Origin of the sequence: Streptomyces sp. NPDC000229, assembly GCF_040300825.1 — a bacterium.
GTDB lineage: Bacteria > Actinomycetota > Actinomycetes > Streptomycetales > Streptomycetaceae > Streptomyces.
The window spans coordinates 54302-77639 of record NZ_JBEPEL010000011.1 but is presented as its reverse complement, the minus strand read 5'-3'; the positions used below and the strand labels follow the sequence as shown (position 1 = coordinate 77639).

The 23338-nt window shown below is 68.6% G+C and carries 13 protein-coding genes and 1 riboswitch; of the genes, 11 read left to right on the top strand and 2 right to left on the bottom strand.

Translation table 11 applies throughout. The annotated features are described in order from the left end of the window. The first annotated feature begins 96 nt into the window (after positions 1–96). Complete coding sequence (locus ABT360_RS09050) at positions 97–1080, top strand: glycosyltransferase family 2 protein (protein WP_351813008.1); 984 nt, start codon at positions 97–99, stop codon at positions 1078–1080. After that, positions 1077–1520, top strand: coding sequence for a GtrA family protein (locus tag ABT360_RS09045; RefSeq protein ID WP_351813005.1), 444 nt, complete (start codon positions 1077–1079; stop codon positions 1518–1520). Before ABT360_RS09050 ends, ABT360_RS09045 begins: the two co-directional genes overlap by 4 nt. Positions 1521–1537: 17 nt before the next feature. Here ABT360_RS09045 and ABT360_RS09040 read toward each other — a convergent pair whose 3' ends face one another. Continuing rightward, positions 1538–3457, bottom strand: coding sequence for a tachylectin-related carbohydrate-binding protein (locus ABT360_RS09040; protein ID WP_351813002.1), 1920 nt, complete (start codon positions 3455–3457; stop codon positions 1538–1540). Between the two features lie 19 nt (positions 3458–3476). Next, positions 3477–5333, bottom strand: a complete 1857-nt coding sequence (locus ABT360_RS09035) for a tachylectin-related carbohydrate-binding protein (protein WP_351812999.1) — start codon at positions 5331–5333, stop codon at positions 3477–3479. 348 nt (positions 5334–5681) lie between these two features. Between ABT360_RS09035 and ABT360_RS09030 the strand changes: the two genes are divergently transcribed. From ABT360_RS09030 to ABT360_RS08990, 9 genes are all read left to right on the top strand, one after another. Next, positions 5682–15332 (top strand): polymorphic toxin-type HINT domain-containing protein, encoded by a 9651-nt coding sequence (locus tag ABT360_RS09030; RefSeq protein ID WP_351812996.1) that lies wholly within the window; start codon positions 5682–5684, stop codon positions 15330–15332. A gap of 164 nt (positions 15333–15496) precedes the next feature. Next, positions 15497–15820 carry a hypothetical protein gene (locus ABT360_RS09025; RefSeq protein ID WP_351812993.1) on the top strand — a complete coding sequence of 108 codons (324 nt, stop codon included), beginning with the start codon at positions 15497–15499 and terminating at the stop codon, positions 15818–15820. Between the two features lie 295 nt (positions 15821–16115). Next, the gene (locus tag ABT360_RS09020; RefSeq protein WP_351812990.1) at positions 16116–16433 is read left to right on the top strand and encodes a hypothetical protein; all 318 of its coding nucleotides are present in this window, start codon (positions 16116–16118) and stop codon (positions 16431–16433) included. A gap of 267 nt (positions 16434–16700) precedes the next feature. Further along, complete coding sequence (locus ABT360_RS09015) at positions 16701–17456, top strand: DUF6193 family natural product biosynthesis protein (RefSeq protein ID WP_351812987.1); 756 nt, start codon at positions 16701–16703, stop codon at positions 17454–17456. Positions 17457–17647: 191 nt separating this feature from the next. Beyond that, entirely contained in the window at positions 17648–18301 is a 654-nt protein-coding gene (locus ABT360_RS09010; RefSeq protein WP_351812985.1) for a SurA N-terminal domain-containing protein, read from the top strand. 9 nt (positions 18302–18310) lie between these two features. After that, complete coding sequence (locus ABT360_RS09005; RefSeq protein ID WP_351812982.1) at positions 18311–19318, top strand: nucleoside triphosphate pyrophosphohydrolase; 1008 nt, start codon at positions 18311–18313, stop codon at positions 19316–19318. 284 nt (positions 19319–19602) lie between these two features. After that, a complete protein-coding gene (locus ABT360_RS09000) occupies positions 19603–20838 on the top strand; it encodes a cytochrome P450 family protein (protein ID WP_351813138.1) in 1236 nt (411 codons plus the stop codon). A gap of 180 nt (positions 20839–21018) precedes the next feature. After that, complete coding sequence (locus tag ABT360_RS08995; protein WP_351812979.1) at positions 21019–21951, top strand: transglycosylase family protein; 933 nt, start codon at positions 21019–21021, stop codon at positions 21949–21951. Positions 21952–22211: 260 nt separating this feature from the next. Next, positions 22212–22389, top strand: a riboswitch (cyclic di-AMP (ydaO/yuaA leader). Positions 22390–22392: 3 nt separating this feature from the next. Continuing rightward, the gene (locus tag ABT360_RS08990) at positions 22393–23085 is read left to right on the top strand and encodes a transglycosylase family protein (protein WP_351812976.1); all 693 of its coding nucleotides are present in this window, start codon (positions 22393–22395) and stop codon (positions 23083–23085) included. Positions 23086–23338 lie beyond the last annotated feature (253 nt).

The window sequence follows — 23338 nt, the reverse complement described above, 5'->3', positions numbered from 1 at the left end:
TGAAATCACCGGCCTCCCGGACCAGTTCATTGAATGGTCGTCTGCCCGCCATGTGGAGCGACCGCCGTCGACACGCTCATCGGTTGTCGTTCTTCCGTGCTGATCTCGATTGTTGTGCCGTGTTTCAACGAAGAGGAGATCATCGGCCGCTTCCACGACCATGTGACCACGGAACTCGAATCCCTCGCGGCGGAATTCGCTCGGGACCTCGCGGTGCAATTCGAGCTGGTCTACGTGGACGACGGAAGTCATGACCGTACGCTCCCCCTACTCGAAGGGATCGCGGCTTCCGATCCCCGTACGCGCTATGTCTCCTTCAGCCGTAATTTCGGCAAGGAGGCGGCGATGCTGGCCGGCCTGCAGCATGCGGGCGGGGACGCAGTCGTCATCATGGACGCCGACCTCCAGCACCCGCCGGAGCTGATACGGCGCATGCTGCGGCTGCACGGCGAGGGCTTCGACCAGGTGGTGGCGCGGCGCACCCGCACGGGCGACCGGGTGACCCGTACCGTCGCCGCCCGCGTCTACTACCGGCTGATCAACCGGCTCGTCGACGTCGAGCTCGTCGACGGCGTCGGCGACTTCCGCCTGCTGTCGCGCCGCACCGTCGACGCGATACTGGAGCTCACCGAGTACAACCGATTCTCCAAAGGGATCTTCGCCTGGGTGGGATTCCGCACCACGACCTTCGAGTACGAGAACGTCCGGCGCGAGCAGGGCCGCTCGAAATGGACCTTCGGCAAGCTGTTCAACTACGGCCTGGACGGTCTGATCTCCTTCAATGACAAACCGCTGCGGGCCGCTCTCCATCTCGGTCTGCTGCTGGTGTCCCTCGCCGCCGCGTATGCCGCCTGGATCGTCGGTGACGCCCTGGTGAACGGTGTCGACACCCCCGGTTATGTCACCCTGCTGGTGACGGTCACGGCACTCGCCGGAGTCCAGATGGTGATGCTGGGACTCGTCGGGGAGTATGTGGGCCGCATCTATTACGAGGTGAAACGGCGCCCGCACTTCCTGGTGAAGGCGACCAACACGCCCGTACCGGAACACCGACCCCGTGGGGAGCTCGTACGCCGATGACCGTCCGCGGCCAGATCGTCAGGTTCGCGCTGGTGGGCGTGGTGAACACCGCCACGTACTACGGCTTCTACCTGTCGTTCCTGGCGCTCGGCCGGCCCTATGTGGCCGCCCATGTCGTCGCCTTCCTCCTCGCCATGACCGGGTCCTTCTTCCTGAACTGCCGCTTCACCTACCGGACCCGTCCCACGTGGCGGAAGTTCCTGCTGTTCCCGCTGACCAACGCCGCGAACTTCGTGATCACGACGAGCGGCGTATGGCTCCTGGTCGACGTGGCGGGCTTCTCCAGCCGCTGGGCCCCGCTGGCCGCCGCCGCGGCGGCCATCCCCGTCACGTTCGTGGTCTCGCGGGCGATCATGACCGAACGCACCGCTGCCCCGGACGCACTCGGCGGAGAGGCATCCGGGGCAGCGGGAACCGCGGGGGTAGGTGGCCGGCGCTGACGCCGATCCGGCGCTGCTCAGTTGCCGATCGTGGTCGAACCGGCGGTGTAGACACGCGTCTGGTCGTCGCTGTTGCGGAACACGAAACCCCAGACAGGTCCGTTCGGGCCCGTGAAGGTGAAGGCCGTGGGGTCGGTGGCGGTGACCTCCGGCATGGCACCCTCGTACTGGGCCGCCGGCTTCCAGGTACGCCAGGTGAGGGAGCCCGCGACAGTCTCGCCGGTGTTGTGGATGACGTCGTCCTCGCCGCGGACCACGATCTCCGTCTTGCCGTTCGGTGCGATCAGGACGCTGGGTGATCCCTTGGCGGTGAGGCCTTGCAGCGCCGACCAGGTGCCGAAGGCGCCGCCCTCGGCGGCCTGGGCGGCGGTGACGACACTCTTCGTGACGGCGTCCGTGGCGAACACGCTGACCGTGTAGCCCGGGTTCACGATGACGGCCGGGGTGCCCGTGACCGTCTGGGTGCCGAGCGCCGTCCACGCCGACAGACTGCCGTCCTCCTTGAACCGTGCCGTGGCGAGGGTGCCGTCGGCCTTCTTGCCGACGAGCTGGACACCGTCACGTACGGTCCCGGTGGCGAAGGGGCCGGTGAAGCCGGAGCCGGCCAGCGGCATCCAGCCCTTGAAGTTGAGGCCGTCCTTGGCCACGAGGCGGTACCAGGGCTTGCCCGAGGCGTCGGCCGCGAACTCGACCAGCGTGCCCGAAGGCGCCTTCCCGGTGACGGGGTGGTGGACCATCGCACCGGCCTGGTCGTGCCAGCCCGCCCAGTCCGTGCTGTTCGTCGCGGCCTGGAAACGCTGCCAGATGCTGCCGGTGGTGTTGTGCACGGCCACCGAGACACGGCCGTCGGAGTGCGTGGAGAGTGAGGGCTCACCGGCGAACGCCTCGTTCTCCGGGACCACCGTCCAGGTCGCGTTGTTGATGTCCGCGGGGTCCGTGGTGCCGAGGGTCAGCCGCCCGATGTTGTTGGTGTAGGCGAAGTGCAGCTTCCCGCCGCCGGCCTGGATCACCGCCGTGCGGGTGCCGGTCTCCTTCGGCAGCGCCGTGGTGACCGGCGTGTGGTTCTTGAGGATCCGGCAGTTGTCGGGCGCGGCGGCGACGTCCCGGAAGGCCGCCCAGCCGCCGGTGCCCACCTTGACGGTGGTGACCGGCCAGCTACGGGTGTTCTCGTCGAAGCGGTAGTAGAAGGCCTCGCCGGTGCTCGACTTGGTGGCCAACAGCGTGTCACCGCCGTTTGACGAGATCGACTCGAACTGGTTCCAGTCGCTGGGGCTCACCAGCACGTGCCGCTCGATCCAACGCTGGCTGGCGATGTCGTAACGCGAGCGGTACAGCTTGCCGTCCGTGGCGCTGCGCCCGTAGAGGACGCCCGCGTCGGCGGCGATGATCAGGTTGTAGCGGTCCCAGCCGTCGTCGTGGGCCTTGCTGCGGCCGACGTCCCAGCTGTTCGCGGCTGAGTTGTACTTGTAGGTCCGCAGCGCACCTGCTTCGTCGACCACCCAGAGCCAGCCGTCGCGGTCGACCGCGGCCTGCCCGCGGTTGGCGGCAGTGGCCAGGAAACCGAAGCTGGTGCTCACCCGGTTCGGCGAGACGTCCCAGACACCGGCGTCGGTGCGGTGGCCGTAGTAGACGCCGTCCGACTTGAATCCGTAGAAGGCCCCGTCGGGGCCGGCCAGCACGAGGCCGAAGTTGTGCCAGCCCGACCCGATGGTGGTGGGGGCGTTGTAGCCACCGCTGCCGTTGATCGGCGCCTTCATGGTGTACTGCATCAGGGAGCCGGTCGAGCTCACCGCGTAGGTCGGCCCGTTGGTGGTGCAGCTCGCGGCATCCGCGGCACTGGCCGTACCGGGAAGGGCGACCAGCAGCGGCAGCGCGGCCGCGGCGGCCACGGCCGTGGCGGTCCAGCGCCGTGTCCCGTTCGTTCCGTTCGTCGTCATGAGTGGTTGAGTCCCTCGATCACTGGGCCCGGTATACCCGGACCTGATTGGCGGCCGTGCGGAAGGTGTAGCCCCAGGTCAGCCCGGTGTCCTGTGTGTAGGTGAAGGCAGTCGGCTCGGTGGCGGCGCTTTCGGCGCCCACCCTCTGCCACGGGCGCCACACTCCGCTGCCCTGGGAGGTCTCGCCCGTGTTGTAGACGGATCCGTCGGCGCCACGGACCACGATCTCGACCGTCTGAGCCGAGAGCACCGCGCTGGGAGAACCGCTGACGATCAGGGGGTCGACGGGCATTCCGTTGTCGTGTGCGGAGTCCCCCACACCGGTCCACTCCCCGTACGCGCCGCCCTCGGCGGACTGGACCGTGGTGACGATCTTGCCGTTGGTGTCGGTGGCGAAGATCCGCATCCGGTAGCCGGGGTAGACGATGACGGACGGGGCGCCGGTGACCGCCTGCGTGCCGATGGCGGTCCAGGCGGAAAGGGTACCGTCCTGCTTGAACAGGGCGGTGCTCAGGACGCCGGAGGCGTTCCTGCCGAACAGCTGGATCCCGTCCCGGACCTGGGTCACGGTCAGTGGCCCGGCGAACCCGGAGCCGGCCAGAGGCATCCAGCTCATCGTTTCCGCGTTGGCGGCCGCCTGGAGTCGGTACCAGGGCTTGCCCGCGGCGTCCACGGCGAACTGGACCAGCAGTCCCGAGGGCGTCTTCGCCGTGACGGCGTGCTGAGCCATGGAGCCGCCGAGGTCGGCCCAGGCCGCCCAGTCGGTGCCGTTCGCCGCGGTCTGCTGACGCTGCCAGACGTTGCCGGACGCGTTGTGCGCGGTCACTACGAGGCGGCCGTCGGCGTGCTGGGACAGCGACGGCCGGCCGCTGAAGGCGTCGTTGACGGAAATCGGCGTCCACTGGATGTTGTCGAGCTCGACCGGATCGGTTCGCCCGTGCATCAGGCGACCGAAGTTGTCGGTGTAGGCGAACTCGAGTTTCCCTGAGGATCCTTGCATCACCGCCGTGCGCGAAAAGTTCTCCACTTGCTGGGGCTGCGCCGCGGGCGTGTGGTTGGCGGTCAGCCGGCAGTTGTCCGGGGCCGACGTGACGTTGGTGAAGTTGTGCCAACCCCCCGCCGCGACCTCCTTGCCGGTGACCGGCCAGGCCCCTGTCGCCTCGTCACGGCGGTAGTACAGCGCCTCACCGGTGGGGTTGACCGCCACGAGGGTGTCACCACCTCCGCCCGTGATGGCCTCGAAGTTTCCCCATGCAGCTGAGCCGACCAGGACGTGCCGCTCGAGCCAGCGCTGGCTCGAGTGGTCGTAGCGCGAACGGTAGAGCCGTCCGTCGGCAGCTCGGCCGAAGAGGACTCCGGAGTCGCCCGCGGTGATCAGGTTGTAGCGGTCCCAGCCCTTGTCGAGCCGGCCCAGGGAGCGGAGACCGCCTGTCGTGCCGATGGTGGCGTCATAGCGATACGCGTACAGCTGCCCGAGGTTGTCTGCCACCCACAGATGGCCGTCGCGGTCCACCGTGGCCTGGTCGCGGTCGGCGGCGTTGGCGAGCCACCCCAGATAGGTGCTGACCCTCTTCGGGCTGACGTCCCACGTGCCCGTCGAGGTGCGATGAGCGTAGTAGGTGCCGTCCGACTTGAAGGCGTAGAACTGGCCGCTCGGGCCGGCCACCACCTTGCCGTAACTTCCCCAACCGGCACCGACCTTGGTGTAGGCGGAGAAGGTCGAGCCGGTCAGCGGCGTCGCCATCGTGTATTGAAGCAGGTCACCGACCGCGTTGGTGACGAACGTTCGGCCGTTGGCCGTGCAACTGGCGGTCTCCGCCGCACGGGCCGTGCCCGGCACGGCGACGAGCAGGGGAACGGCCGCTGCGGCGCTCATCGCCGCCGCTGCCCATCGTCGTGTTCCTGCATGCTTGAAAAATGTCACTGCCCCCCCAGGGCTGATCAGTTACGGCTGAAAACAGTACGTTCCCATGTCCACGTACCGGTCACGACCTAATCACATTCGGTCAATGGTTCTCACAAGTAATCGACACGAGCGTCACAGATGCGTAAGGATCACTGAGCTTCTTGACCTCTGTCCTGTGGGGGGACCGTGCCGGCGTACCGGAAGACTGCCCGAAAGCTTCTCGTGCACCGCTTGCTACGGAGCCGGTGGGGCACGGCAGTTGCATTCGCTGTCGCCGTCGTCATAGGCGTCGGTTCACTCGCGGTTGCCGGGGTCGGCGTGCCTCTCTTCCCGGAGGCCGCAGCCGAGGCCAAGGGGCCCGGGCAGCGCTGGGGCAGTGCGGAGGGCCTCTCACACGCGGTAGGCGGCAAGGGAAACCGTGAGGTACCCCAGTCCCTTCGCGCCAAGTACCCGACCACTCCGGTGGCGGTGGCGCGCCCCGGTGTCGCCCGCAACACCGTCTCGGTGGACGCCCCGCCGGTCCCCCGGCTCAAAGGCTTCGACCGCAGGACGAGCAAGGAACTGGTCGGTGAACGAGACGGCCGGAGCCGTACGTACCTGAACGCGGACGGCACGCAGACCACGGAGCTCTCCACCGCACCGCTGAACTTCCGCGACGGCGAAGGCGACTGGCGCCCCATTGACGCGGACCTCGTCGAGCGGCCGGGCGGTTGGACCAACTCGGGTGACGCGGTCGACGTCCGCATCGCCGACCGGGCCGATGCCGCCGAGCTGGCCGCCGTCACCCTGCCGTCCGGGGAGGTCTTCGGGTACGGCCTCGACAGCGCCGCCGCCGGTGCGGGCACCGCCGACGGCAACAAGGTCACCTATGAGAAGGTCCTGCCCGAGACCGACCTGTGGCTGGAGTCGCAGGCGGGCGGTGTCAAGGAGACCTTGGTCCTGCACTCGGCGGACGCGCCCGGCGAGTTTCTCTTCCCGCTGCGGCTGACCGGCCTCACCGCCAAGGCGCGGGACGGCTCCATCACCCTCACCGACGCCGCGGGCCGCACCAAGGCCGTCATCCCGGCCGGCTTCATGGAGGACGCCAAGGGCGTACTCTCGCACGCCGTTCGCTACGACCTCGTCGAACAGCACGGCGGCGGCCAGGCGCTCCGGGTGAATGTTGACCAGGAGTGGCTGACCGACCCGGCCCGCGCCTTCCCGGTGCGCGTCGACCCGTCCGTCGACACCACGGCGGCGACCACCTCCATGTACGTCAAGAGCGGTGGCTCGGTCGTCGGCTCCAGCGAACTCCAGGTCGGCAAGGGCCCGGAGGGAGCCACCGCCTCCTACCTCGGCTTCCCCGGCCTCGACACGAAGCTGAAGCACCACAACATCTTCGGCGCACAGCTCCAGGTCGTGAACTACGACTCCGCCTCCTGCCGTCCCCGTTCCGTCTCCGTACACCCGGTCACCCAGGCCTGGACCGCCGGGACCGGCACCGCTTACCCGGGCCCCTCCGTCGGTTCCGCGCTGACGTCGAAGCCCTTCGCGTACGGCCACATCGGCTTCGGCCAGTCCCAGTCCGCCTGCCCGACCGCCGGTGAACTCTTCGACCTCGGCAAGGCCGGCCGGGACCTCGTGCAGCGATGGGCGGACGGCACCCAGGCCAACCACGGCCTGTCGCTGCGCGCTTCAGCGACCGACTCGCTGGCCTGGAAGCGGTTCACCGGGCACGCCACGGCCAACCCGCCGAAGCTGTACGTCACCCACAGCCCGTACAACGCCACGTACGCCTTCACGAAGCCCGTTCCCGACCCGCCGGTCATGCAGAACCAGAACGGCAAGGTGCGGATCGCCGTCACCAACAAGGGCGCCGAGACATGGACGCCGAGCACGTACTACCTCGCGTACCGTGTCTATAACGACAAGGGCAAGCTGGTCAGCCAGCAGCGCGCGGCCAACCTCGTCGCCAACGTGGCACACGGTGCCAAAGTGACACTGGACGCCACCATCAAGGCGATGCCGCCCGGGGTCTATCTCCTCGACTTCACCATGGTGCGTACCGGCGGCAAGGTCTTCACCGACGAACAGGTCCCGCCTGGCCGGCTCACCATCCAGGTCTTCGACATCGCGCCGGTCGTCAAGGAGCAGTTCCCGCCCAACGGCTATCAGGCGCAGACGCTGACCCCGCAATTGTGGGCGGCGGGTGTCGACATCGACGCTCCGGCCGGCTCCGCACTCCAGTACAAGTTCGAGATCTGCGAGGCGGACAAGGACGGTAAGCCGACCGGCTGCACCACCTCCGCCTACCAGACGAGCTCTGCCTATCCCGTTCCTTCCGGGCGGCTGAAGTGGGGCAAGACCTATCTGTGGCGCGGCTTCGTCAAGGACGCGACGAACGAGGTGCCGACCGCGCAGATCGCTCTGCTCGCCATGGTTCCGCAGCCCGAGATCACCTCGCGCCTCTCCCAGGGGCAGGGCAAGGAGTTCGACCCCAACGTCGGCAACTTCACCGCGACGGCCGTCGATGCCTCTTTCGCCGGAGTGGGGCCCGACCTCACCCTCGTCCGGACCTACAACAGCCTCGACCCGCGGCGTGACCTCGCGTTCGGCGCGGGTTGGACGACGCGGTACGACGTCCGTCTGACGCCGGATGACGACGGCACCGGAAACGTCGTCATCCGGTATCCGGAAGGCCAGGACGTCCGCTTCGGCAAGAACGCCGACGGCACCTTCGCCCCGCCGCCCGGCCGCTTCGCCAAGCTCACGCAGGACACGACCACCGGCGCGTACAAGCTCCAGGACAAGTCCGGCACCACCTACGACTTCAGCTCCACCGGTCTGCTGACCAAGGTCACCGACGCCTACTCGACGTCCGTCACCTACACGTACTCGGCCGGAAAGCTCGCCACCGCGGTCAACAGCCGCTCCGGCCGCTCGCTGACCTTCACCTGGACCGGTGCGCATGTCACCAAGGTGTCGACGAACGCCGTCAACGGGGCAGCGCTGAGCTGGAACTACACCTACACCGGTGACTTGCTGACCAAGGTGTGCGACCCGCAGGACGCCTGCACCCAGTACACCTACGGCACCGGCAGCCACTATCGCACTACCGTCCTCGACTCGCGCCCCGAGTCCTACTGGCGCCTCGGCGAGGAAGAGGGCACTGCGGCCGAGAGCGCCAACGTGGCCAACCTCGGCAAGGACCGCGGTACGTACACCAACGTCACGCTCAAGGCCGCCGGCGCCATCGCGGGTGACCCCGGCACCGCCGCCGGCTTCAACGGCAGCACCTCCCGGGTGAGCCTGCCCGCCGGCACGCTTAAGAAGAGCCGGGACGCCGCCGTCGAGGTCTGGTTCAGGACGGTCGCCACCGGTGTCGGCGGCCCGCTCGTCGGCTACCAGAACAAAGCCTGGGGCACCGCCCCGACCACCGGTGTCCCGATGCTGTACGTCGGTACGGACGGCAAGCTGCGCGGACAGTTCTGGACCGGCGCCGTCCAGCCCATCACCGACATCACCAAGAACGTCAACGACGGACGCTGGCACCACGCCGTGCTGTCCGTGTCCGGCTCCACCCAGAGCCTCTACCTGGACGGCAAGCTGTCCGGCACCATCACCGGCAAGCAGCTCGTCCAGAACGACCTCACGCACAACCAGATCGGCGCCGCCCACGCCTCCACGCCCGCCTCCTGGCCGGGCTGGGGCTCCGTGGGGGCCAAGTCCTTCGACGGCGCCATCGACGACGTCGCCGTCTACCACCACCCGCTGGGCGCCTCGACCGTCGCCGGCCACTACCGCGAGGGCGGCCGGGCCGCCGACCTGGTGACCGGCACGACGCTGCCGACCGGACGCACCGCGTCGGAGGTCACGTACGACACCTCCCGCGACCGCGTCACCGAGTACACCGACCGCAACGGCGGCACGTGGCGGATCGGCGCGCCGGCCGTCTTCGGCAACGACAGGGACCTGCGGCGCACCGTCGAGGTCCGCGACCCGATGAACTCCCCGTACTTCTACGAGTACGACGGACTCTCCTCCAACCTGCTCCGCTCCGGTGAGCCGACCGCCCTCGGCGCCCGCGAGCCGGTCACCGCCTCGCCGTCTCCGTCCCCGACCGGACCGACCGAGGTGTGCACCACCCCGGACCCGGGCGACCCGATGTTCTGCACCACGCCGCCCAGCGGCAGCGGAAGTGAACCGGACTTCATCCGGTACCCGGTCGACGGCGTCGCGATCCGTTCCTTCACGTACGACGACAAGGGCTTCCAGACCGGTATCACCAGCGAGAACGGTGACACCGTCAAGCTGGGCTACGACGACCGCGGCAACGTGACCAGTCGCACGACGTGCAGGTCGACCGGCGACTGCCAGACCGCTTACACCACCTACCCGGCGCCGCAGAGCGATCTGGACCCGCGGGCGGACCAGCCGACGGAGACCCGTGACGGCCGCTCCTCCGGGCCGACGGACAGCCGATACGTCACCAAGTACACGTACAACACCCGGGCCGGTCTGCTGACCCAGACGTCGCCCGACGGTGGCTCGGTGGCGCACACGTACACCACAGGAGGAGAGCCGGCGCTCGACGGCGGCCCCACCCCCTCGGGGCTGCCGATGACGGTGAAGGATCCGCGCGGCAAGATCACCCGTTTCCAGTACTTCAAGAACGGTGACCTCGCCAGGGTGACCGAGCCGTCCGGCAAGGTCACCAACTTCACCTATGACGCGCTCGGCCGGAAGATCACCGAGACCTCCGTCACGACCGCCCAGCCCGCCGGTGTGACGCGGACGTACACCTACGACAAGCTGTCGCGGCTCACCTCGACGACGGACGCGGCAGCGACCAACGTCGTCACGCTCGGCAAGCACCAGCAGAAGACGGTCACTGCGTACGACGCCGACGGCAACGTGATACGGACCGAGGTCAGTGACCTCCTGGGCGGCGACGCCTCGCGTGTGATGACCTTCGATCTGGACGACCGCGGCCGTCCCGAGAAGATCACGGACGCCGAGGGCAACGAGACCTCGTACACATACGACGTCTTCGGCAACAAGACGTCCATGGTCGACGCCAACGGCAACCGGTACGAGTACCTCTACACCGCGCGCAACATGCTCGCCGAGACACGGCTGCGCGACTGGGAGGACGACGGCGGCGACGACGACCACACGGTCCTCAAGTCGTACGCGTACGACATGGGCGGGCGCGTGGCCCGTGAGACGGACAGCATGGGCCGCACCATGGTGTACGAGTACTACGGCGACGACCTGGTCAAGTCCGTCAAGCTGGAGGGCTTCCACAACCCGGACGGCACCAAGCGCGACATCGTCATCGAGTCCAACACCTATGACGGCGCGGGCAACGTCCTGACCGAGACCGCCGCCAACGGCAAACTCGTCACGCAGTACACCTACGACGCCGTGGGCCGGGTGAAGTCGGAGGTCACCGATCCGGCCGGACTGGCCCGCCGGACGTCGTTCACCTACGACCTCGCGGGCAACGTGGAGACCACCGTTTCCAGCGGCTTCGGGTCGAACGTGCCGTGGCCGCTGGCCGTCTCCGGCGCCACGGTCCGCTACACGTACGACGACGCCGGCAACCGGCGCTCCGAGACCGTCGAGAACGGCACCGACCCCCGCACCACGACGTACGACTACGACCAGCGGGGCCTGCTGACGGCCACCACCGACCCGGCCGGCAACAAGACCGAGTACGTCTACGACGAACTGGGCCGTCCCATCTCGACGAAGGCGCCCACCGTCGAGACCGAGAGCAACGGCTCGGCGCCGGTCACCTCGCGCCCCACCACGTACACCGGCTACGACACCTTCGGCGCGGTCACCGAGTCGGTGGACGCCCTCGGCAACACCAACAGGACCGTCTACGACCGCCTCGGGCGCGCGGTGTCGGCCAGGGCCCCGGCCTACACGGCACCGGGCGCGAACGCACCCGTGACGCCGACCGTCACCAACAAGTACGACGCGCTCGGCAACGTCATCGAGACGACCGACCCGCTGGGCCGCACGACGAAGCTCACATACGACCGCCAGAACCGGGTCACCATCAAGGACGTCCCGGTCGGAACCGGCGAGGAGCGGGCCCAGTGGAAGTACACCTACACCCGCACCAACCAGGTGCTCACGGTCACCGACCCCAACGGGGCGCGAGCCGAGACCACCTATGACGACCTGGACCGCCCGGTCACCCAGACGTCCATCGAGCGCAAGCCCGTCCCGGGCGCCTTCACCACGCGCAGCGAGTACGACGACGCGGGCAACGTGGTCAGGCAGACAAACCCGGGCGGTGGCGTCACCCAGTACACCTACGACACGCTGAGCCAGATCACCAAGGTCGTTCAGCCGAGCGGCGTGACCACCCAGTTCGGCTACGACGCCCTCGGCCGTGAGGTGCGCACCACCGACGGCAAGGGCCGCACCTCGGCGAAGATGTACGACCAGCTCGGCCGGGTCGTCGAGGACTCCGACATGGACCCGGCCAACAGCCAGCTGCGCAAGATGACGTTCGGTTACGACAAGGCCGGCAACGTCACGTCGTCGACCGATCCGATGAACCGCACGACGACGTACGCGTACGACGCGCTGGGCCGGCTGACGAGCCAGACGGAGCCGGTGTCGGAGACCAAGTCCCTCACCACGTCCTTCGGGTACGACGCGCTGGGCAACCGCACGCGCTACACCGACGGCCGCGGCAACAAAACGGTCTACACGACCAACACGCTCGGTCTGCCCGAGTCCGTGATCGAGCCCGTCACCGAGCGGGACCCCGCGGCGGCCGACCGCACCTGGACGACCGCCTACAACGCCGGCGGCCAGCCGGTGAAGATCACCGCACCGGGCAACGTGGTGCGGGAGCGCGAATACGACAAGGCCGGCGAGCTGGTCCGGGAGACCGGGGCGGGTGCCGAGGCAGCGACGCCGGAGAAGAAGTTCGGCTACGACCCCGCAGGCCGACTGATCAAGGCATCGTCGCCCAAGGGTGACAACACGTACGAGTACAACGACCGCGGCAACTTGCTCAAGGCCGAGGGCCCGTCCGGCACCGCCACGTACGAGTACAACAGCGACGGCCAGCTGTCCACCCGTACCGATGCCTCCGGCACCGCGACCTTTACCTACACCAACCAGCTGCTGACCACGGCGAAGGACCCGCTCACCGGCGTCCAGCAGGGGTACGGCTATGACCGGTCCGGCAAACTGGAGCGGATCAACTACAGCTCGGGCCAGGCGCGGTCGCTGACGTACGACGATCTCGGCCGTCTCGACACCGACACGGTCAAGAGCAGCGGCGGGACCGCGGTGGCGTCCACCGACTACGGCTACGACATTCAGGACCGCCTGACGTCGAAGACCACGGCCGGTACCGCCAAGGCCGGGACGAACACCTACGAGTACGACGACGCGGACCGGATGACCTCCTGGACCGCGGACGGCAAGAAGGTCGAGTACGCCTGGGACGACAGCGGCAACCGCGTCAAGAACGGCGAGAAGACCGCCACGTACGACGAGCGCAACCGGATGCTTTCGGACGGGGACTACACCTACGACCACACCGCGCGCGGCACGCTCACATCGCGCACGAGCTCCGGTCTGACGGAGGAGTTCACGTTCGACGCCTTCGACCGCATGACGAAGGCGGGTGAGTCGGGTACCGAGTACACGTACGACTCCCTCGACCGGGTCGCCGCACGCAACGGTGTCGACTTCGTGTACGAGGGCATGTCCCCGGACCCGGTGAAGGACAACACCTCCACCTACGGCCGCGGTGTGGGCGCCGAGCTGATGTCGGTCCAGGAAGGCGGAGTCGCGCGGCTGACCCTGTCGGACAACCACGGTGACGTGGTGGGCAACATGTCGCCCACGGACGGCGCGGCCACCTCACTGGCACAGTCCGCGGCGTACGACCCCTTCGGGGTGCCGATCGGTACCGCCGGCACCACGGACATGGCGGGCAACGCCGGTTACCAGGGTGACTACACGGACCCGGACACCGACCAGATCAACATGGGCGCCCGCTGGTACGACCCGGTCTCGGCGGCCTTCAGCTCGCGCGACTCCTACCAGTACAACTCGGGCGCCTCCATCCTGGCCAACCGGTACACCTACGGCGCCGGCGCTCCGATGAACTACTCGGACCCGGACGGCCACTGGTCGTGCGATTGGTGCAACAAGGTCGGCAATGCGATCGCCGACGGCGCCAAGACCGTGGGCAGGGCCTTCGTCTCGGGCGCGAGGGCCGTGGGCAACGGCCTGGTCAAGACGGCCCGATCCATCGGCAGCGCAGTGTCGTACGTCTGGCACAACCCCAGGGCCGCGTGGAACTCCTTCAGGAGCTGGGTGGGCCGGGGCGCCTCCTACATCTACGAGAAGTCAGGCCTCAAATCGGCCGTCAACAAGGCCAGACAGGCCTGGAACGTGACCAAGAGAGAGGTCACCAACTGGGCGGTGAACAAGGCCGCTGAGATACGGCGCCAGGTGCACGAGGCCAAGGCCGCGGTCACCCGGCAGGCACAGGCGGCGTCGGCCTTCGTCGCCAAGCACAACCCGATCCCGGCGATCAAGGCCGCGGTCAAGCCGTGGGTGGCCGTCGGCGTGGCGATCGTCACGGGCGACCCCAACCTCCCGGCCCTGATCGTCGCGGCGGCACCCGATGTCATCAAGGACATGGCTCGCGCTGCCAATGAGCTGCGCAAGACCGTGGTCAACGGGATCGGCAGCGTCGTCGAGACGGTCAAGAACAACGTCGACCTGGGCGAGATCTGGGAGGGCGTGAGGTCGGTCGGCAATGTCGTCGCCGAGGTCACGGGCTTCAACGACATCAAGCGTTGCGTGACCCAGGGCGACATGGAGTCCTGCGCCTGGGCCGCCGCCACCCTCGCGGGCGCCGCCCTGGGCGGCGTCGGTGCGGGCTTCGTCCGCGCGGCCAAGGCCGGGCGGATGGCGTCGAAGGCGGCGGGGTACGCGGACGACATCGCGAAGGCGGCGAACAAGGTCGGCAAGGCGGCCGAAAAGGTCGAGGACGCCGTCGACAAGGTCGAGTCCGCCGTCGAGTGCGCCACGCTCGCCAGTGAACTCGCAGGGAACAGCTTCGTGCCAGGCACTGAGGTGGTGATGGCGGACGGCACACGCAAGCCGATCGAGGACGTCGAGGTGGGTGACATGGTGCTGGCCACCGATCCGACTACGGGCGAAGCCTCGGCCCAAGAGGTCACCGATCTGATCGAGGGCAAGGGAGAGAAGCGCCTGGTCAGGCTCACTATCGATCTCGATGGTGAGAAGGGCAATGCCACTGACACCCTTACGGCAACCGTTGGCCACCCCTTCTGGGTGCCGTCGCTGGAGAAGTGGCTCAAGGCTGGAGAGCTCAAGCCTGGGCAATGGCTTCAAACCGGCAGCGGCACGTGGGTCCAGGTGGAGGCGGTCCAGGCTTGGACGCAGCAGGCCACCGTCTACAACCTCAGCGTCGATACGGCGCATACGTACTATGTGGCCACCGGCCAGACATCAGCCCTTGTTCACAACTGTGTTACTGCGGGCACGCGTGGCAACAAGGGCAAGTTCAAGCCTACGATCACCGTTCACCAAGCCCAGGGCGACTGGGACATGAACACACGGATCTCGGACGCCACAGCTCTGCGTTACGAGGCTGCGGAATCCGCTACTGGTAAGGCGAAGAGCCGAACCTACACTGCGGCCGTGAACAGGAATACCGGTGACATCGCGGTCGGGTGCTCGGGCAATGGTAGCTGTGCCGAGCCGAACATCCTTGAGTTCACTGGGTGGAAGGCAGAAGATGTTACCTTCACCAGTGCTATTCGGCGCGAGGACTTCGATGACGGGCTGGGCAAGGTGTTGCAGGAAAAAGAGATTTGTACTACCTGTCAGGGAAACTATGGGCCAGGGAACTTCGTTTCCGGTGTGCTCTACGATCCGAAGGGGCCGTGGATGATCGGGGGGCCGTCGTGAGGGCCGCACTACTTGAACTTGACCGCCATGATTGGTCCAGGCTGCGCTGTGGATGCGGTGAGTCAGCCGCTCACTTGACGGAGACGTTCACCCGGCTCCTGGAGGCTCGAGCTCCCGAGGATTGTGTCGGGTACCGGCTGGATGGACACTTGGAGGAGCAGTCAATGCTCTTCCAAGTGGCGCCGCACGCTGTGCCGGTAATGCTGGCTGCACTTGCGTCTGACCTGCCGAAGTTCGTACGCGGGCATCTGCTGAGCACTCTCGCATTCCTCGTGACCGGAGAATCTCACAGCAGTGAGGTGGAAGCGGGTTGCCCGGACCTAGAGGAAGAATGCGTCGAGGCCGTTCGAGAGGGCCTCTGGACCCTCTACGAAGAGGCCGCTGCCGGAGATGCCGAGGCAGCCCTGGACGTACTCGAGTTCGCTGATCCGGATGAAAGCCGGTTTGAGGAGTTTCGCTCAGCGCTCGCCGGACGGCTGAAGCGTTGAGATTGACGAGGTGTGGGATCGTCAGTCAGTCGTTGACTGGCACGACATGCGAAAGGTCCCGGGGGACGTACGCAGCCCAGTGGGCCCTTCGTGCGCTGGGTAGTGGCAGGGCAACACCTGGCCGACGTCGTCCCAGCCGATGACGGCCGAATCGGCAAGGCCGCTGCTTCCTAGTCAACGCCGATCCAGCGTCGGACTGTGGACATGCCAGAATTCGGGGGATCTGTGTTAGCAGAACGGTACAATAGTGTGGCGCGAACGCTGGGCAGGCCTTCTTTGACGCCTCAACAGGCTCTTGAAGTGTGGGTTCAGTTCGGTCGAAAACTGCGCGCAGGGTTACGAAGACAGCATTGCCGAATATAGAGACGAATTATCCATTCGACGCTTCTTGCAGGCCGTGATCGACGACCCTCAGATCCAGCAGGCTGCAGATGTGCAGTGGTTCATCGGGGAAGTTGCAGCTATCCACGCGAGATTCTCATCGCTGCTTGAGGGAGGATTTCAGGTCACTGGCAGTTGGGGTTGGTGGGAACGTCGGATTCCTCGCGTCGGCGGTGGTATTTTCCTGCTCGATGTCCGGGATGCCTACGGCGTAGACGTGGAATCGATCTGACTCCACTTGCGTTGGGCTTCCGGAGAGCTATGGGATGACCGGGTGAGCCGGACACATCAACGGCTTCTATACGAAGTTGTCGTGGGAACGTGTTGGAACACTCTCGGCCCCGCAGTGGCTGCGGCGGATGCCGAAGCGGGATGCGTCCAACTGTCCGAGTTGCCGGCCGGCGTACGGACCCCTGACGGTTGACTCGGCGCAGACGTACGACGTGGCGGCGGGTGAGCGCCAGTCACTCGGATTGAGCAGATTGATGGGACATGTGTGATGGTGCCTCCGCAGCCCGACGAGCCGAGAGGCCGGACCTCTGATGCTGTCGACCAAGCCCTGTATCCGGATGTCGCGGCCGCCGGCGGACTTGTGCCGGCTTTGCGGCGGGTCGCCTCTGACAAGGGGTTCGACCTCGGAAACCTGTCGCAGGGGGAGGGGCCGGGAGGGGCGGCCCGGGCCAAGGCCGTGACGGAGCGGGGCACCTTCCTTGTCGCGGCCGACTCGCCGAGCTCCCGGCTGTTCCACATAACCGTCTGGGCGCCGGGTGCGGATCTCGGTACGGGGCGTACGGCAGATCTTCTCGCTGTGGCCGGTGCCGTACAGGCCTGGAACCAGGACATGCCCTTGGGCGAGATGCGTGCCGTGTGGCCGTTCATCGAGTTCGAGCCGCTCGCCGAAGCGCACGTGGAAGGGCATGCGGTGGCCACCGCGTGGCGCCTCATGCGGGAAAGGCACCCCGAGGTCGATCTGGTTGATGACGAGCTGACCGAGGCTGCCTATGCCGAGCCAAGGCTTCGCCAGTTGTTTCCGGTCGCCGGCCACGGGTGGCTTCACTTCAGCAGGACCACTCGCAAGCCCTTCTCCAACGACCTCGCGATGATCGGGCCCTTGGAGAATGGGTGGCGCGTGTACGGCAAGGACGGTTCCACTCTGGGTGATGTGGCAACGGCGGCCCAGGCGGCAGCATTGGTGGTCGCGCATCTGCCCCACGATTGCGGTCCGGCTGCTGAGGGACAGGTGCAGCGGCAGTAGCCGACGCTCTTGTTCGTGCCTGGGCGTCATACGGCCGCCCCGAGGTGGGGGAGGTCCGCATCCCACCCCGGCCCTGTTTCGTTGGTCGGCAGTGAGCATGCAGAAGTAGTGGCCTACGCCACTCCGACTGCATACCATCGATCACCGCAAGGTCGTTCACACTGACGCACGACCCACGCCGGGAGGCTCCTTTGCACCGCCTGCGTAGCCCGCATCGCCGCCGTCGCACCGCGCTCTCCGTCTCCGCCGCGCTCCTCGCCGCGGCCCCGCTCCTGGCCGGCTGCGGAAGCGACGCCCGCCCGGGCGCGGCGGCCGTCGTCGACGGTGACCGGATCGAGGTGAGCGCGCTCCAGGCCCAGGTCAGGGACGTCCGCACCGCCCAGGAGGCGTCCCCGCAGGCGAAGCAGTTGATCGAGGCCACCGGTGACCTGAACCGCGAGAAGCTGAACGGCATGATCTTCGACCGGGTCGTGGAGAAGGTCGCCGCGGACCACGGGATCACCGTCAGCCGCAAGGAGATCCAGGAGACCCGGCGGGCCGCCGCCGGCCAGAGCGGCGGTGAGGAGCAGCTCGCCGCGATGCTGCTCCAGCAGCAGGGTGTCGCGCCGGACGAGATCGACAGCGTGGTGCGCCGCAACGTCATCATGAACAAGATCGCCGCGAAGCTCGGCGCCGGGAACACCCCGGAGGGGCAGCAGAAGCTCACCGAGGTCTTCGCCGCCGCGTCCAAGGCGCTCGACATCGATGTGAACCCGCGGTACGGCACGTGGGACAACGACAAGATCCAGCTCGGTGAGTACAGCGCGCCCTGGATCCGGCAGATCGGTAAGCAGCAGCAGATGTAGGTTCGAGGGGTGAACGCCGACACCCCCGACACCGACACCTCCGGTACCCCCGGCCGCATCGTCCTGCTCACCGCCAGCCACCGCGTCGCGCCCGGGCTGCTGTCCTGGCCCGCGTGGCGGACGCTGCACGCCGCCGACCGGGTCCTGTGCGCCGACGACGCGCACCCGCAGCTGCCGTACCTGCGCGAGGCGGGCGTCGCCGTGGAGATCGCGGCGCCCACGGCGCAGGAGCTGGTCGGCACCTGCGCCGGGGGCCGCACGGTGGTGGTCGTGGCGGCCGGCGAGGGCGACCGCGCCCTGACGGACGGGCTGGCCCGGATGGCGGGCTCCGGCCGTGTGGCGATGCCCGACCTGGAGCTGCTGCCCGGCTCGTACGACCTGCCGGGCGCCCGGCTGCTGGACCTCGTCGAGGTCATGGACCGGATCCGCCGCGAATGCCCCTGGTCGTCCCGGCAGACACACGAGGGCCTGGCCAAGTACGGCATCGAGGAGGCGTACGAGCTCGTCGAGGCCATCGAGGACGGCGACCGTGACGAGCTGCGCGAGGAGCTCGGGGACGTCCTGCTCCAGGTCGTCTTCCACGCGCGGATCGCCGAGGAGCACGAGGAGGAGCCGTTCTCCGTCGACGACGTGGCCGGCACCATCGTCGAGAAGCTGATCCACCGCCACCCCCACGTCTTCGGCGAGGAGCGCGCCGAGACGCCGGAGGAGGTCAAGGAGCACTGGCTGCGGACCAAGGCGATCGAGAAGCAGCGCGCGTCGGTCACGGACGGCGTCCCGCTGGGCCAGCCGGGCCTCGCGCTCGCGGCCAAGCTCGCGAGCCGGGTGCGCAACGCGGGGCTGGACGTCCCGCTTCCGTCCGGTGACGGCATCGGCTACGAGCTGCTGGCCCTGGCGGTACGGGCCGAGGCGGAGGGCGTCGACCCGGAGGCGGCCCTGCGCGCGGCCGGCCGCGCCTACCGCGACGCGATCCGCGCGGCGGAGGGCCCCACGGCGCCGGATACCGTCGACGAGTGAACGCCCCGCACGACGAGAACGCCCACCCGAGCTCCCCGGCCGCGGCCGGTACCCCGAGCTCCCCGCCCGCCCCGGGCGGTACTCCCACCCGCCCGAGCACGCCAGGCACCCGGGCCACCCCCGGCACCCCGGCCACCCCGCAGGCCGGCACCCCGGCCCCGCAGGGCCCGCCCGCGTCGGCCGCCCCGCACGGCGCCCCGACCGTCCCGGCCGGCGCCCCGGCCGCGCCCGACGGCGCCCCGGCCGCCCCGGCCGTCCCGGAGGGTGACGTCCCGCAGGCCGGCGTGCCCGAGCTCTTCACCTGGGAGTTCGCCACCGATCCGTACCCCGCCTACGCCTGGCTGCGGGAGCACGCGCCCGTGCACCGCACCCGGCTGCCCAGCGGGGTCGAGGCGTGGCTGGTGACGCGGTACGCGGACGCGCGGCAGGCGTTGGCCGACCAGCGGCTGAGCAAGAATCCCGCGCATCACGACGAGCCCGCGCACGCCAAGGGCAAGACCGGCATTCCGGGCGAGCGCAAGGCCGAGCTGATGACGCATCTGCTCAACATCGACCCGCCGGACCACACCCGGCTGCGCCGGCTGGTGTCGAAGGCGTTCACGCCCCGCCGTGTGGCCGAGTTCGCGCCGCGTGTGCAGGAGCTCACGGACCGGCTCATCGACAACTTCGCTACAAAGGGGAGCGCGGACCTCATCCATGAGTTCGCCTTCCCGCTCCCGATTTACGCCATTTGCGACATGCTGGGCGTGCCCCGCGAGGACCAGGACGACTTCCGCGACTGGGCCGGGATGATGATCCGCCACGGCGGCGGGCCGCGTGGCGGGGTCGCCCGGTCGGTGAAGAAGATGCGCGGCTACCTCGCGGAGCTGATCCACCGCAAGCGGGAGAACCCGGGGGACGACCTGATCTCGGGGCTCATCAGGGCCTCGGACCACGGTGAGCACCTCACCGAGAACGAGGCCGCCGCGATGGCGTTCATCCTGTTGTTCGCGGGCTTCGAGACGACGGTCAACCTCATCGGCAACGGCGTGTACGCGCTGCTGCGCAACCCCGGCCAGCGCGAACGCCTCCAGGCCTCCCTCGCCGCCGGTGAGCGCGGGCTGCTGGAGACCGGGGTCGAGGAACTGCTGCGCTACGACGGGCCGGTGGAGCTGGCGACCTGGCGGTTCGCGACCGAGCCGCTCACCCTGGGCGGCGAGCGGATCGCGGCCGGCGACCCCGTCCTCGTCGTGCTCGCCGCGGCCGACCGTGACCCCGCACGGTTCGACGAGCCGGACACGCTCGACCTGGCGCGGCGCGACAACCAGCACCTGGGGTACGGGCACGGGATCCACTACTGCCTCGGCGCGCCGCTCGCCCGGCTGGAGGGGCAGACCGCGCTCGCGACGCTGCTGACCCGCCTGTCCGATCTCCGGCTTGCGGGGGATCCATCCGATTTGCGGTGGCGTGGCGGGCTCATTATGCGTGGACTGCGTACGCTCCCGGTCGAGTTCACCCCCTTTGTGACACACGTCAGCTGACGGATCGTCATTTCTGTGATCTTCGCGTGATCTCCGCTGCATCGACTTGTGACTGACGTTCGAATGCCGCTACGTTCACCGTCACCTCAGCAGTCACGCGAAAGGCAGCACCGCATGCGCTCCGGGAACGGCCGGCACCGACGACCCCGTCAAGCCCCCGCCATCGTCGTCGCGGCAGGGGTGACCGGATCCGCCATCGCGCTCCCGCTGCTCGGCGCGGGTTCCGCGTCCGCGGCGGACGCCACCACCTGGGACCGGGTGGCCGAATGCGAGTCCGGCGGCATGTGGAGCGCGGATCTCGGCAACGGCTTCTACGGCGGCCTGCAGATGTCGCAGGAGACCTGGGAGTCGTACGGAGGCCTCGCCCACGCCGCTCGCCCCGACCTCGCCAGCCGCGGCGAGCAGATAGCCGTCGCCGAGAAGGTCTACGCCGCGACGGGCGTCAAGGCGTGGGAGACCTGCGCCCCCATCGCGGGCCTGGGGGGCGCCACCGCCTCGCCCGACGCCGACCCCACCGGCACCGCCCCGGCCACGCCCGAGGCGACGGATCCGGCCGAGACGTTCGAGGACCCGGGCGCGCCCGAGGCGGCGAAGCCGTCCGGGGCGACCGACCCGGTCGGGACGCTCCTGCCCACGGAGCCCGCCCCGGCGACGCCCGGCGCGCCGCAGAGCCCCGCGCCCGGCACCGGCAAGCACCGCGGCGAGGCGGCCAAGGAGGAGACGCCGGTGACGGAGCCGGTCGCCCCGGCCGACCCCACGGCCCCGGCCGACCCCACGGCCCCGGTCGACCCCACCGCGCCGGTCACCCCCGCCGCACCCGAGGGTGAAAGCGCCATCAAGCCCACCGATCCCGCCGATACCGGCAATTCGGTCACCGATCGCGAAAAGGACGCCCACGCCTCACGGGGTGACGGCGCTTCACGCGACCCGGGAAGCGTCGAGCCCGGCGCGTACACGGTCCGCCCCGGCGACAGCCTCTGGACCATCGCGGACGAGCACAAGGTCTCCGGCGGCTGGTCGGCCCTCTATGAGGCCAACCGGGACACCCTCGGCACCGACCCCGACCTCATCCTCCCTGGGCAGAGCCTTGAACTGACGACGGATCAGCCGTAGGTATCAGCCTGTATGTCCGGTTCCGGGGGAGTGAGACATGAATCTCTTCACCCCAACCGGCGCCCCGCGGCCGACCGAACCGCACAATCCGCCCGTCACCTGCGTAAACGCCCGTCAAGGGCAGGTGTATAAGGGTTGATTGACCCGGATGTCCGTCTTTGAACTTCGGGGTGGTCTGTGTCTACGGTCGTGACCGCTCGCCATCGCGGGCCCCATCGACCGGAACGCCGAATCCTGCCGCCGGTCGACGGGAACAGTCGTCGCGTCATGCGCCGAAGGCAGGAGCGGGGGACCCAAGGTAAGTGCCGGGCCCGGCCATGGAGACATGGCACGGAACCGGCTTGGGGTGAAGCCGCGCGCACCGGGAGTGCCGCGCGGCCGGGCCACTCACTCGCCCGAACCCGACAGCTCACCTCGTAGGCGTCGGTGAGGAGATGTCCCATGCTGTTTTCCGGCAAGGCCAAGCACCGTCGCCCCTCCAAGGCCGCCCGATTCGCCGCGTTCGCCGGTATCACCGGTGTCGCCGTCGCCGCCCCGCTGATGGGCGCCACGACCGCCTCGGCCGCCACCGCCGCCGAGTGGGAGAAGGTCGCCCAGTGCGAGTCCGGCGGCAACTGGTCCATCAACACGGGCAACGGCTACTACGGCGGCCTGCAGTTCTCGGCCTCCACCTGGGCCGCGTACGGCGGCACCGCGTACGCCTCGACCGCCGACCAGGCCTCCAAGTCCCAGCAGATAGAGATCGCCGAGAAGGTCCTCGCCGGCCAGGGCAAGGGTGCCTGGCCGAGCTGCGGCGTCGGCCTGTCCAACGCCTCGTACGACGGCGGCGCCGAGCAGGCCCAGCCTCAGCAGGAGCGCAAGGCCGAGCAGCCCACCACGCGCAGCGAGCAGCGCACCGCGCCCAAGGCCGAGGCCGCGCCGAAGGCCGAGTCCAAGAAGACCGTCACCACCCCGACCGGCAAGAAGGTCGAGAAGGGCGACGGCGAGTACAAGGTGAAGGCCGGCGACACGCTCAGCACCATCGCCGCCGAGAAGAAGGTCGCGGGCGGCTGGGAGAAGCTCTTCCAGCTGAACGAGGACATCGTCGACGACGCCGACCTGATCTACCCGGGCCAGCAGCTCCACCTGAGCTGACCCCCTGCGGGACCACCCCGGTCCGGCGCGCCCTTCCCCCGTGCGCGCCGGACCGGGGTTTCCCGTTCCGCCCTCCTGAGCGGCCCCCCGCACACCCTGGCTACCAGTCGGTAAGTTTCGCGGCGTTTTGCCCGCAATGCCGACGCGTGAGCCCTTTTTCGTCCCAGGAGGCGGGCGTCGGCTGGTCACGGCCCCCGGGCCGGTTAGGCTCTTGCCGCAAGGCCAAAGAGACCCTGCACCACCATGCGTCACA

Excerpts from the sequence above, each read along its gene's own strand:
- ABT360_RS09015 (WP_351812987.1), top strand. The coding sequence starts at position 16,701 with ATGGTGCCTCCGCAGCCCGACGAGCCGAGAGGCCGGACCTCTGATGCT.
- ABT360_RS09025 (WP_351812993.1), top strand. The coding sequence starts at position 15,497 with ATGCTCTTCCAAGTGGCGCCGCACGCTGTGCCGGTAATGCTGGCTGCA.
- ABT360_RS08990 (WP_351812976.1), top strand. The coding sequence starts at position 22,393 with ATGCTGTTTTCCGGCAAGGCCAAGCACCGTCGCCCCTCCAAGGCCGCC.
- ABT360_RS09035 (WP_351812999.1), bottom strand. The coding sequence starts at position 5,333 with ATGAGCGCCGCAGCGGCCGTTCCCCTGCTCGTCGCCGTGCCGGGCACG.
- ABT360_RS09040 (WP_351813002.1), bottom strand. The coding sequence starts at position 3,457 with ATGACGACGAACGGAACGAACGGGACACGGCGCTGGACCGCCACGGCC.
- ABT360_RS09045 (WP_351813005.1), top strand. The coding sequence starts at position 1,077 with ATGACCGTCCGCGGCCAGATCGTCAGGTTCGCGCTGGTGGGCGTGGTG.